Genomic DNA, 12,747 nt, shown 5'->3' with positions numbered 1-12,747 from the left:
CTCTATTCCTCACTTACTTCGAAGCGAGTTCCATTATTTTGACCTGCGTCGCCTCATCTCGGTCCAGAACGCCGGTGATCTTTCCTTCATGCATCACCATGATCCGATCGCTCATTCCAAGGATCTCCGGCATCTCCGAGGAGATCAGAATGACGCCCGCGCCCGCGCTGGCGAGTGATGAGACAAGGGCGTGAATCTCGGCTTTGGCAGCAACGTCAATGCCGCGTGTCGGCTCGTCCAGGATGAGGATGCCCGGTCTGGTCAACAGCCAGCGTCCGATCAGCACCTTCTGCTGATTGCCGCCCGATAGGTTTTCGACCATGGTGTGGATTCCGGAGCTCTTGACGCGCAACGTCTTGCTCATCTCACTGCATGCCGCGGCAATCACCTTGCCTTGGACGAAGCCAGCTTTGACGAATTGGCTTTGAAGAGCGGCAATCTGCATATTCTCGAGGACGTCGAGGACGAGAAAACAGCCGCTTTGTTTTCTGTCTTCTGTCAGGAAGGCCATTCCGTTGGAGATCGCATCGCGTGGCGATTTCAAATCGACGCGTTGCCCGTTTATCCGTATCTCGCCGCTGGTGGCGGGCGTCACCCCGAAGATGGTTTCGGCGACGTTGGACCGCCCCGACCCGATCAAGCCGGCGAGGCCCAGTATCTCCCCCGCCCGCAGATCAAAAGAGACCCCCGAGAAGACGCCGCGCAAAGTGAGGTCACGAACCGAAAGTAAAACATCATCGGTCGGAACATTCTTTTTCGGGAACAGTGTTGAGATGTCTCTGCCAACCATCATGTGGATGATCTCATCCCGACTAGTGGCCGCTGCCGCATGAGTGCCGATATATTTGCCGTCACGAAAAACGGAGATCTCGTCCGATATCTCGAAGATCTCGTGCATCTTGTGCGAGATGTAGACGATGCCGATGCCCTGCTTCCTCAGGTCGCCTATTATCTCGAAGAGGTGAGCAGACTCGCGCTCTGTCAGCGCTGACGTGGGCTCGTCCATGATCAGGACGCGCGAGCGATAGGAAACCGCTTTTGCGATTTCCACCATCTGCCTGCTGGCAATCGAAAGATGACGAACTTCCGCCTCCGGGTTCAGGCTGATCTTCAGCTCCGCGAGAAGATCAACCGACAAGCGATTCATGCGCCGGTGATCGATGATCCCAAATCGATTGCGCGGCTCTCGGCCGATCCAGATGTTCTCCGCGACCGTCATCGAGGGCATCAGGTTTAGCTCCTGATGGATCATCCCGACACCCTGTGTCAGGGCGTCGAGCGGGGTCTTGAACTGGGCGGAAACGCCGTCGAGGAAGATTTCTCCTGCATCGGGTTGATATATCCCCGCCAGGATTTTCATCAGCGTGGATTTGCCCGCGCCGTTCTCGCCCATCAGTGCATGGACGGTACCCCGCCTGAGTTGAAAGCTCACATCGTCGAGTGCTACCACGCCCGGAAACGACTTGCTGATCCCGCTCGCGCTCAGCAGGCAAGACTGACGCTTGTCCTCAATACCAGGCGGGGTACGCGTGACGGCGACTGTGGTCTGCATCGAAGTCGTCCCAAATCCAGATCGAACGGAACAGTCCGCGCACCGGTCAAATGACCGGCGCGCGATGCTGGCGGTCAGTTCCTTTTCAGGTACTTGTCCATGTTGTCCTTGGTGACGAGTTCGAGCGTAGTGAAGACCTTCTTGTCGCTCTTCGCGCCTCGGGCCAGCTTCAGCACCGTGTCGAGCGCGCCTTCTCCCTGGCTGATCGCGTCCTGGAAAACGGTCACCTTGAGATCGCCCGACTTCATGGCTGTCAAGGCGTCCTGCGTCGCGTCGATGCCGGCAACGACGTAGTCGCCGGTTGATCCACCACTTGCCTTGATGGCCTGAAGCGCACCCAGCGCCATCTCGTCGTTGTTTGCAATAACAGCGTTGAAGTTCAGGCCTGCCGACAGCCAGTTTGTGGTCAGGTCGAGCGCCTGCGTGCGCGACCAGGTCGCCGTCTGCTCTTCGACGATCTCGATGCCCTTGCATCCATCGGACTTGAACACCTCGTGCACTGCCTCGGTGCGGCCACGCGCAACCAGGGTTCCAAGCTCTCCCATCAGAATGACGGCTTTGCCCTTGCCACCCAGCAGGCGACAGACCTCTCGCGCCTCCAAGCTGCCTGCCTGGATCTGGTCGGAGCCGACGAAAGCCTGCTTCTCCGGCAGCTGATCGACGTTGGAAGGCTGATTGTTGGCGAAGACCAGAGGGATTCCGGCTTTGTCGGCGGTCTTGGACATCGCGACGCCGGCATCGGCCTCTACCGGGATCACGATCATGCCGTCGACCTTGGCGGCAATGAAGTTTTCGATCTGGCTTTGCTGCCGGGCGATGTCGCCCTGCGCATCCTCGATCAGCAACGTCACGTTCCCAAGGTCCTTGGCGTGCGCCTCCAGACCACTGCGAAGAATCGCGAGAAAATTGTCGTCGAACCGCTGCATGCTGAAGCCGATTGTTTCAGCCTGAGCAGGGACGCCGAGCAGCGTTAGACATGCGGCGGCCAGCAAAATCTTTTTCATGTTCCGTCTCCGTCGGTTTTTTTGATGATGGAAAGCTTTGTCTTTGCCGACTTCGCCCGGTACCCGTCGGACTAGCGGCAGCATCGCAAGAAAACGATCGTGGAAGTTTCAGGCGTGGCGTTGCCCCCATGCGAGACGTGTTCAGCGCCTTTAAGCCTGCTGCGAAGCTCTTTGGCTTGCTACAGTTGGTAAAACGATACACCTGATTTTTTTCACCTGTCAACTCCCTTTGACGCGTTTGTCCTCTCTTCGGAGTCGAGCTGTCACGCCAAATTTTGCGATACCAGTGGCATGATCGGTGAACATCGTCAGATCGGCGATCGATTGACAGGGAGGAATTTTAGTGTACCGTTTTACCTGATTGATTGGCCACACAGCGGCGGAGCCGGACTCGCGACCATCGAGGTTTTGTTCTCCTGCGGGAGTTGTAGAATGAGGGTCTCTGGGACCTTGGGAGATTTGAACGACATGCCGCCGAAGAGTGGATCGCCCACAGATGCTGCGGACCGCGCCACCATTCAGGACGTCGCGAAAGCGGCGAGCGTATCCGTGAGCAGCGTCTCGAATTACATGAACAATCGATTCCACCGGCTCGGAACGGAGACCCGGACGCGCATTGCGACGGCAATTGCCGAGCTCGATTTCCGACCGAACCAGGCTGCGCGCCAACTAAAGACTGGCAAGGCCCGGGTAATCGCCCTTGTCGTGCCCAGCATCGTCAATCCCTTCAACGGGCAGATGGTGTTTTCGATAGAACAGGCCGCGGTGAAGGCGGGCTATCGGGTCCACCTGTGCAACACCATGCGCGATCCGAAGCTTGAGAAGGAGTTTCTGGACAATCTGGCCGCCGTAGGCGTTGCCGATCTCATCACGATCGCGCCCCTGAACACCAGGCGGGGTTACTACTCGGCCTGGAGCGACCTGTCGATCGTTGCCGTGGACGCCAACAGGCTCGATTTGAAGCTTGCTCGACTCGATACGGTCAATCTCGACCATGAGGCGGCAATCGGGATGGCTGTGGAGCATCTGTTTGCTCTTGGTCATCGGCGGATAGCCTATGTGACCGATCCCCTCATCACCCACAGCCGGGTGATGCGGTTGTCCGGTTTCAAGAAAGCAATGAAGGACCACGAACTCGACGACAGTCAGGCTGTGGTGCTCGAGCGTCACCAGAGCGCACTTGATGTCGCAGACGCCCAGATGGTCGAGGTCGGTCGTGATGCCGCTTCCGATGTGGCGGCACTGTCGCCCAGGCCCACGGCCATTATTGCGTTCAACGACATGATCGCGCTGGGGTTACTGGCGACTTTCCGTTCCGCCGGCATTGCCGTTCCAAAGGACATGTCGATTATTGGCGTGGACGATGCCTGGATCAGCCAGCTGTCATTTCCTGCACTGACGACCATACGTCAGCCTATCGAAGCGATGGCCAGCGCTGCCGTCGAGCGTGTTCTCAAACCAAATGCGGCGCCGGCCAACGCCGGCTCCGACACGATTTTTCTGCCCGAACTCGTCATTCGAGACACATGTGCGAAGCCACAGGAAGATGCTGCCACGCATGTCCGGAAACGACACCTAGAATAGTAGCGCCAAACAGCGCCCTTCTTCCGACAACCCGAGAATATCCGGCCGGATACATCCGCGCTGGCACGAAAGAGGCTTGCCTTATGAATACCCACGCCACCCAGATCAAACCAAGCGCAAATCATATCAGGATGGCGTGCGACACCGGTGGTACTTTCACCGACCTTGTCGTTCAAGATGGCAACGAGATCAGGCTGTTCAAAGCGTCGACGACTCCTGATGACCCGGTGCGCGGCGTGCTCGATGCCTTGGGTCTCGCAGCCAGGCACTATCGGGTAGAACTCGGAGATTTCCTGAGCCGCGGCGCCATGTTCGTGCACGGCACCACCCGGGCCATCAATGCGATCATCACCGGCAAGACGGCGAAAACAGCCTTCATCACGACCAAAGGTCATCGTGACATCCTGGTCATGCGCGAGGGCGGGCGCATTGAGCCGTTCAACTTCACGGTCGCCTACCCTGAACCCTATGTGCCTCGGCGGTATACGTTCGAAGTGGATGAGCGCGTCGATGCTCGCGGCAATATCGTCGAGGAACTGGACGAAACCGACTTCATCGCGACAATCAAAAAACTGCAGGCGCTGAAAATTGAAGCCGTTGGCGTTTGCCTCCTGTGGTCGGTTGTCAACCCGGTTTATGAACGGCGTATCGGAGAACTGCTGAAGGAGCATCTGCCGGATGTTCCATACACGCTCTCGCACCAGTTGAATCCAACCCTGCGCGAATATCGTCGAGCGTCCGCGACCGTCATCGACGCCTCACTGAAACCGCTGATGTTTAAGTATCTCGATGGCCTGACCAACAGGTTGCGAGACGCCGGTTTCAACGGTCGTACACTGATGGTTACCTCAAGTGGCGGCATCATGGATGCGACGGCAGTTGCACGGGCTCCCATCCACTCGATCAATTCAGGACCGGCGATGGCGCCCGTTGCAGGCCGCTACTACGCAGAGCGCGATTTCGGCAACGCCGTTGCGATTGTCGCGGACATGGGTGGAACCACCTTTGATGTCAGCCTGGTACGTGACGGGCGCATCCCCTGGAGCCGCGAGACGTGGATTGGCCAGCGCACGCGTGGCCATATGACCGGCTTTCCATCTGTCGACATCAAGAGCATCGGCGCCGGAGGGGGCTCGATCGCATGGGTCGACAATGGCGGAATTCTGCAGGTTGGTCCGCAGAGCGCGGGTTCGACGCCGGGGCCAGTCGCATACGGCCGCGGTGGAACCGAACCTACTGTCACGGATTGCGCCTTGATCCTTGGCTATATCGATCCGGACTTCTTTTTGGGCGGCGCCATGGTCCTCGACCGGGAGGGCGCGACCCGGCAATTGCGCGTGAGGGTCGCCGAGCCGCTCGGCATCAAAGTTGAGGAAGCCGCTGCCGCCGTCTTGAGGCTTTCAACCGAAAAGATGGTCGGAGCGATCGAGGAGATCACGGTCAATCAGGGCATCGATCCCACCTCGGCCGTCATGATCGGCGGCGGCGGCGCCGCCGGGCTCAATGCGGTCGCGGTCGCCAGGCGTCTCCAATGCGCTGGCGTGCTGATCCCCGAAGCAGGTGCCGTGATGAGCGCTGCCGGAGCCCTAATGTCGGAGCTTTCGTCGGACTACGCGCAACTGCAGTTTACAACCAGCGACAGATTTGCGGGCGACAAGATCAACGAGGTTCTGGCAGAACTGAGGAAGCGATGCCTTGAGTTCGCAGAAGGGCCTGGCGCCGGGGCACTCGACTGCCAAATGGAGTATTCCGTAGAGGCGCGGTATCCGCATCAGATCTGGGAAATCGACGTTCCTCTCCCGCTTAATCAAGTGAAGAGCGAAGGCGATTTGAAGCAGGTCACGGATGCCTTCCATGACACCCACCAGCGCATTTTCGAAATCAGCGACCGCAATTCCAATGTCGAATTCGTAACATGGCGCGCCAAGGTCAGATGCAGACTGACCGATCGGGCCACCGGCACGCTCCCTCCTGAGGGTGATTTTGCCGGCGGTCGCGCAAGGCGACCGGTCTACTTCTCCGAACTCGGCTGGAGCGACGTCTCGGTTCATCGCTACGAGGCTATGCAGCCGGGCGAACCAGTTGCCGGCCCCGCCATCATCGAATCGTCGTTCACGACCGTCGTGATCGATCCGGGCACAGTCGCAGAACGCACGGCCAGTGGTGGCCTGCGTGTGACATTCTAAGGAGGCGCTTACATATGTCTGAGCAAATTTTGAAGAAGGCGCCGGACGGCGTTCAGATGGCGATGATTTCCAGCCGTATGGAGACCATCGCCCGCAAGATGCAGAACACTCTTTTCCGAACCGCTCGCTCCGGTATCCTCAACACTGCCCATGATTTTTCATGTGTTGTTCTGACTGCTGACTGCAAGCTGCTGGCGGCCGCGGAAAGTCTGCCGAACCACACGCTCATCGGCCCTGACTTGATGTGCCAGGCGGTCCTCAAGCACCATCCGGGGCTCAAGCGTGGCGACTGCTTCCTCCACAATAGCCCCTATGAGGGAAACTCCCACGCGGCTGACCACTGCATGATCGTCCCGGTCATCGACGATGAGGGCATCCTGCGCTTCTTCGTGCTGGCTAAGGCACATCAGGCGGACTGCGGCAATTCCCGTCCCTCCAGCTATCTCGCCGATGTGACGGATCTGTACGAAGAGGGTGCCCTGATCTTTTCGGCGACGAAGATTCAGGAAGACTACGAGACCAACCACGACATCGTGCGCATGTGCCAGGCCCGTATCCGGGTTCCGGACCAATGGTGGGGTGATTTTCTCGCGAGCCTGGGATCTGTCCGCATCGGCGAGCGCGAACTGCTCAACCTCGGCCGCGAGATCGGCTGGCATATGCTTGAAGGCTACGCCGCCCGCTGGTTCGACTATTCCGAACAAAAAATGATCGAGGCAATCAGGAGATTGTCTTCGGGACGTGTCGTTCTGGAGTCCGCTCACGACCCCTTCCCCGGCATCCCGGACGGCATTCCCATCAAGGTGGACGTTGAGGTCGACACGGCCCAGGCCAGGATCATCGTTGATCTGCGCGACAATCCCGATTGCCAGCCCTGTGGTCTCAATCTTACGGAGGCAACCGCCAAGAGCGCGGCGATGATCGGGATTTTCAACGGCATCCTCGATCATCATGTCACCGCCAATGCGGGCAGCTTTCGACGCATTGAGATTCGGGTTCGCGAAAACTGCTGCGTCGGCATTCCGAGGCACCCGGCCTCGTGCTCGGTGGCGACGACCAATCTCGCCGACCACGTCACCAATCCGGTGCAGCGCGCAATAGCCGAGCTTTCGGCTGGCTTTGGGCAAGCCGCGACCGGTCCAATCCAACCGCCAGGAATGGGTGTCATCTCTGGGCGCGATCCCTACAACAATGATGAGCCCTTCATCAATCAACTCCATATCGGCATTAGCGGTGGCGCCGGCACGCCGGTCACCGACGGCTTTTTGACCATGATCCATGCCGGCAACGCGGGCATGTGCCATATCGACAGTGTCGAAGTCGATGAGCTCCACCATCCAATCATCGTCTACGATCGCCATATTCTCAACGACAGCGAGGGAGCGGGCACGTTTCGCGGCGCGCCGTCGGTCTACAGTGAGTACGGCCCGTGGGGCGGGAACTCCTTGACGGTCCTCTATACCGCTGATGGTACCATCACGCCTGCCGTAGGCGCCCGCGGCGGTGGCCCCGGCGGTCTGTCCAGAGCTGCAATGCGCAAGGCAGATGGTTCGGTCGTCGATCTTCCCCCTTGCTACGGAGTCACTCTGCAGCCGGGTGAGCACATGGTCTCTCACTCCGCAGGCGGCGGTGGATATGGTTCTCCGCGGGAACGCGATCCCGCGCGCGTGCTGCACGATGTTGCCGAAGGGTGGATCAGCGGGCAGCGCGCACGAGACATCTACGGAGTAGCCTTCAAGGGGTCTCCCGAAGACGACAATCTTGAATTGGACATCGTCCAAACACGCGTCCTGCGCGCCGGCCGGAGCGAACTGGCGGTGGCCATATAGCCCGGCCGATACCCCGCGTTTTGTCAGGCTGCCCGACAGCGGGCACGATTTTTCAGATCAAGGAGAACTACGATGACAGACGTCGATTGGTCCGTTGGCGCGGCCTACATTGATGGTGAATTCATGCCTCTCAAGGATGCCAAGCTCGGTATCACCGAATGGGGCTACCGCCGGTCCGATGTTACCTACGATGTGGTGGGCGTCTACTACGGCGCATTCTTCCGGCTTGACGATCATGTCAAACGCTTTCGCACCTCGATGACGAAGTTGCGGATGAACCCGAAGGAAAGCGACGAAGAGATCAAGAATATTCTCGCCGAACTGGTGCGGCGCACCGGGTTGCGCGAGGCCTATGTGGCGATGGACTGTGTCCGCTCCCGTCCACCGCGCGGCGTGCCGCTTCACCCCATAAACGGCCGCAGTTATTTGATTTGCCATGCCATGCCTTGGGTGTGGGTGTTCACCCCCGAGCAGCAGGAACGCGGCGTGCACGCCATGATCGCGTCCCCCCAACGGATTGCGCCGGAGTCACTCGACCCGACAATCAAGAATTTCCACTGGGGCGACCTGACGCGCGGGAATTTCGAGGCGCACGATCAAGGTGCCGAAACCTGCATTTTGCTGGGTCGCGATGGAAACGTGACGGAAGGACCAGGCTTCAATGTCTTCGCCGTCATCGACGGCAAGGTCATCACGCCGAAACGCGGTGCGCTCGAAGGTATCACTCGAAGAACAGTCCTGGAACTCTGCGACGAGTTTGGAATTCGCTGTGAGGTCCGGGATATCTCCCGCGACGAATTCGAAGCCGCCGACGAAATCTTCTTCTCGACTACGGCTGGCGGCATTATGCCGGTAAGCCGTCTTGGAAAAAGGATCATGGGGAACGACCGACCTGGTCCGATTTCCGCGCGGCTGAGAACAGCCTTTTGGGAGAAGCGGAAGGACGGCTGGCATGCGACGCCAGTGTCTTACGCTTCCTGATCGCAGGGCGAAAACGCAGATGCGATCGCTTTTCGACCTCGACGGTAAGATTGCCGTGATTACGGGCTCGAGCCAGGGCATTGGCCTGGCGATTGCCCGTGGCCTGGCGGAGTTTGGTGCCCTGATTGTCCTGAACGGTCGCCGTGAGCAGCCGTTGAAGGACGCCGCCACAGATCTGCTCAAGGATGGTCTGTCGGTGGAGGTGGCGGCCTTCGACGTCACGGATGCCCGGTCTGCGCGACAGGGGGTCGAGCGGATTGAGACCTCGATTGGTTCGATCGACATTCTCATCAACAATGCCGGCATCCAGCATCGATCAGCATTGGAGGATTTCCCGGAAGAGAAATGGGACGATCTTGTTCGAACCAATCTCTCCAGCATTTTCTATGTGAGCAAAGCCGTCGCCAAAGGCATGATTAGCCGCGGCCGCGGGAAGATCATCAACATCGGCTCAGTCCAGAGCGAATTGGCTCGTCCGGGTATCGCGCCCTACACGGCGACAAAAGGGGCTGTCAGAAATCTGACCCGAGGCATGTGTGCGGATTGGGCAAAACATGGCTTGCAAGTCAATGCCATTGCGCCTGGCTATTTCAAGACGCCGCTCAACGAAGCTCTCGTTCGCGAACCCGAGTTCTCCGCATGGCTGGAACGGCGCACGCCGGCCGGTCGATGGGGCAACGTTGAAGAACTGATCGGGGCTGCAGTGTTTTTCGCCAGCGACGCCTCCTCGTTCGTCAACGGGCACACTCTCTACGTGGACGGCGGCATCACAGTGACGGTGTGAATGACTGGCGATGCCTGGGGCAAGCATGTCCTTTCGCTTCTCCATCACCCACAAAGCCATGCGGATGTTCAGCGAGTTGTCGCGATCGCTAGCAAATGGCGATGACTCCTCTGCTTCTGCTGTTGGATCGTACGGGGACGTCAATCAAGATCCATGAGGTGCGGTGCGCGCATCCGAGCCGTTGCTGCCTGCGGAGGATACAGAGGACGCGAAGATTCTCCAGCACTACGGTGAGGCTCACGAAGCGGATTATCTCAACACGCCTTGCCTGCCTCGAAGGCACGTGCCGCGCGCCGAGCAAGAGATCGCCAGCAAACCGATGATGCTCCGACTCCGAGAGAGGAGCGCCATGGCCGCTGAACTCGGATCTCCAAATAATTAAACCCTTATTGGTCAGCTCGCGGCCGCAGCTTGACCGCGGCCGTCCGGCAAAGGAACAAAGTGCGGTGCCGCTGGTTGAGTTGAGCCAGAGCGGAGGCGTTCCCCACCGCTCTGTATACTGTCTCATCCAGCGCAAGGATTCGCCGTGGGTATTCTTGAGAGCGTGAAGAAAACTGCCGAGCAGGCGTCGGGTATTGCGCGACCGAGAAAGCAAGAACTCGCCGAACTGGTGAAGGTGAAGAAGCCACTTGAGTTTCGGTTCAAGGATGATGGCCTCGTGCCGAACCACCCGTGCTGGCCATTTATCATCTATTGTGCGGCGGTGAAGCCGATGGAGCAATTCGACTCCGCGGCCGTGCTGGAAGAGCTTTCGAGGCCAATGGTTGGCGTGACAGCTGGCGGGACGGCATCTACCACTACGTTCATTACCTTTCGCGCAGACATGAGGTGCTTGGAGTTGCGCGCGGAACCGGCAGGTTTCGGGCACTAGAAACGATGCGCAAGATTGGCCGTCCACGGAAGGTTCCGGTCTATGGGAGCAAAGCCCCGCTACTCTCAGTGTGGAAAAATGAAGCTTGAAGACGAAGTCCGCCACGTTTCCGAAGACGTCAACGATGCTGTACTGGGCGATGTTGTGCGGGCGCTGCACCGTCGGGTGCAGATCGTTCACGATTTCGACATCCCCTACATTGCCGGCTACAGCAAAGATGGCAAGACGATTTATATCGATCGCCATATGCCGCGCACTATGGATTGGAAATCGGCCAAAGTTCGGCTTGCCCCATTTCTGCTAACGCACGAGATCGTTGAAAAGGCCCTCCTGGACGAACTCGGGCTTCATTATCTTCACGCGCATCAAATCGCCCTTCGGGCCGAACGCGATGCGGTGAAGGCGGCGGGTGTTGGCTGGTCCGCTTACCAGGCCGTCAACAAAAAGAACGAGAAACCGATCTCCGAAGAGAAGCTCAAGAAGATCCCGAAGGATCTTGACCTGACCCCCTACCGCGACATGAGGGACTTCTCAACGCTAGAGCGTCTGCTGAAGGCGCAAAGCTAGTCGGGCAAGCCGATATTTCGCGCTTTGGCAGTTCTACGACCGCCGCCTCCCTGCAGAGCCGACGATGTGTTTCAGCCGACTACCGCGAATAGCCGAGATGGTGGAAAGCTGGCTATTCTCATTGGTCGCTCGAACAAGCCACTGAGCGTCCTGGGCAGGCGGTGTCGCGATTAAATGAACTCGTCGCATGAGGATGGCGCAGTGTTTCTGCAGCCGGCGGATGTTTATTTGTGGGCGCAGGTCTGCACCTGCATCGCTCAGTCGGCCACTCCGTCGTTGAGATGAACGATCGCGTCGAGCATCGCCTAATGAAGGCTGCCGGTGTCTTCCTCAATCTCGGTGCTGCTGATGCCTGGCGGCTTGGCGTCTTCGAACGGCTTATGCGTTAACTCGCTCATCGGAATCAAACGTGGGCACAGACGTTTCGGGCGGGTCGAACCCTATCCACTTTACAAGGAGTTCGTCCCACGGGCGCTCATGGCGTACTAGATTGTGACGCGCATTAGGCTGCTTCTTCTCGGTATCCTGCAGCTTATATTTGCCAGAGTTGGACAGCGCAAGATTTCCAAGCCCGAAGCGGCCGAGCGAGGAACAAGGTCCGGATCCAGGGGTTCGGTATCTGAAGGAGCCTCACATGGGCGAGGACAGGTCAGACCACGAGCGATTGAAGGATTTTCAGGCGAAGTTCCTAGCCAAGGAAACTGGCATAACGGAGAGTCAAGCGCGCGAGCTGATCGAAACGATCGGAACTGACCACGCGTCATTGCTACGCGAGGCGCGCTTACTAAAGACCGCCAGGATAGAAGCTACGCTTCGGCTCTCATTCAAAAAGGCCCGCCAGCAGAAGCCAGCGGGCAAGGGGTAGACTGTCCGGGTTGGGGTCAGCCCCCCAGTTTGGGATAAAAGTCTTCTGTGACATGCGCATCGGCCGAACAGATGAGCATCTCCGCCCTTTCGGAGAAGTTACGGGAATGATGGAAGCCCAACCGATCCATTGGGATCTGTCAATCGCCTACCGTCCAAGCGGCTGTCGGGAAGCCGACAGAAGTTCTTCCTCGTCCACTAGCCCGGCCATGTAATTTGCAATGATCCGGGACGCGAGCGCTTGACGTTGATGCTCAGTTTGAGCGTCGACCTTCAACCGATCGAAAACGCGGCCCAGCAGCGCCATCTCGGATGGCCTGAAAACACCAGCATTTTCGGCTTTTCGATGTATCGGCATGACAAACCCCCTTCGCCACAGGATTTTGTCCGTGCAGAGTTACCATACACCTAAATCGCCCCCGGTTCCTGAAACCGCAGGCGCGGAAAACGACAGAAGCTCTATAGGGTTTTGACAGGTCAGGTCATCCCCCGTCGCTATCGCTCGCGACCAGACGGTAGCGGAAG

At 58.5% G+C, this 12,747-nt stretch carries 12 protein-coding genes; 9 read left to right on the top strand and 3 right to left on the bottom strand.

What is annotated here, in order from left to right:
- Positions 1-13: 13 nt before the first annotated feature.
- On the bottom strand, positions 14-1,552 hold the full coding sequence (locus NKI22_RS29360) for a sugar ABC transporter ATP-binding protein (protein ID WP_352816060.1): 1,539 nt from the start codon (positions 1,550-1,552) through the stop codon (positions 14-16).
- A 74-nt stretch (positions 1,553-1,626) separates the two neighbouring features.
- On the bottom strand, positions 1,627-2,556 hold the full coding sequence (locus NKI22_RS29355) for a sugar ABC transporter substrate-binding protein (protein WP_352816229.1): 930 nt from the start codon (positions 2,554-2,556) through the stop codon (positions 1,627-1,629).
- A gap of 468 nt (positions 2,557-3,024) precedes the next feature.
- Between NKI22_RS29355 and NKI22_RS29350 the strand changes: the two genes are divergently transcribed.
- From NKI22_RS29350 to NKI22_RS29310, 9 genes are all read left to right on the top strand, one after another.
- Positions 3,025-4,140 carry a LacI family DNA-binding transcriptional regulator gene (locus NKI22_RS29350; protein ID WP_352816231.1) on the top strand — a complete coding sequence of 372 codons (1,116 nt, stop codon included), beginning with the start codon at positions 3,025-3,027 and terminating at the stop codon, positions 4,138-4,140.
- 83 nt (positions 4,141-4,223) lie between these two features.
- Positions 4,224-6,326, top strand: coding sequence for a hydantoinase/oxoprolinase family protein (locus NKI22_RS29345; RefSeq protein ID WP_352816062.1), 2,103 nt, complete (start codon positions 4,224-4,226; stop codon positions 6,324-6,326).
- A 14-nt stretch (positions 6,327-6,340) separates the two neighbouring features.
- Positions 6,341-8,155, top strand: coding sequence for a hydantoinase B/oxoprolinase family protein (locus NKI22_RS29340; protein ID WP_352816064.1), 1,815 nt, complete (start codon positions 6,341-6,343; stop codon positions 8,153-8,155).
- 72 nt (positions 8,156-8,227) lie between these two features.
- Entirely contained in the window at positions 8,228-9,136 is a 909-nt protein-coding gene (locus NKI22_RS29335) for an aminotransferase class IV (protein ID WP_352816066.1), read from the top strand.
- A 19-nt stretch (positions 9,137-9,155) separates the two neighbouring features.
- Positions 9,156-9,920: an SDR family oxidoreductase gene (locus NKI22_RS29330; RefSeq protein WP_352816068.1), complete on the top strand. Its 765-nt coding sequence runs from the start codon at positions 9,156-9,158 to the stop codon at positions 9,918-9,920.
- A 526-nt stretch (positions 9,921-10,446) separates the two neighbouring features.
- Positions 10,447-10,791: a hypothetical protein gene (locus NKI22_RS29325; RefSeq protein WP_352816070.1), complete on the top strand. Its 345-nt coding sequence runs from the start codon at positions 10,447-10,449 to the stop codon at positions 10,789-10,791.
- Between the two features lie 78 nt (positions 10,792-10,869).
- Entirely contained in the window at positions 10,870-11,358 is a 489-nt protein-coding gene (locus tag NKI22_RS29320; RefSeq protein ID WP_352816072.1) for a hypothetical protein, read from the top strand.
- A gap of 230 nt (positions 11,359-11,588) precedes the next feature.
- Entirely contained in the window at positions 11,589-11,747 is a 159-nt protein-coding gene (locus NKI22_RS29315; protein WP_352816074.1) for a hypothetical protein, read from the top strand.
- 245 nt (positions 11,748-11,992) lie between these two features.
- On the top strand, positions 11,993-12,223 hold the full coding sequence (locus tag NKI22_RS29310; protein WP_352816075.1) for a hypothetical protein: 231 nt from the start codon (positions 11,993-11,995) through the stop codon (positions 12,221-12,223).
- Between the two features lie 147 nt (positions 12,224-12,370).
- Here NKI22_RS29310 and NKI22_RS29305 read toward each other — a convergent pair whose 3' ends face one another.
- Positions 12,371-12,580: a hypothetical protein gene (locus NKI22_RS29305; RefSeq protein ID WP_352816077.1), complete on the bottom strand. Its 210-nt coding sequence runs from the start codon at positions 12,578-12,580 to the stop codon at positions 12,371-12,373.
- Positions 12,581-12,747 lie beyond the last annotated feature (167 nt).

It is taken from the genome of Mesorhizobium sp. M0778 (genome assembly GCF_040320105.1).
Lineage (GTDB): Bacteria > Pseudomonadota > Alphaproteobacteria > Rhizobiales > Rhizobiaceae > Mesorhizobium.
Note: the sequence above shows the minus strand (reverse complement) of the source record. Positions and strands in the feature narration are given on the sequence as shown.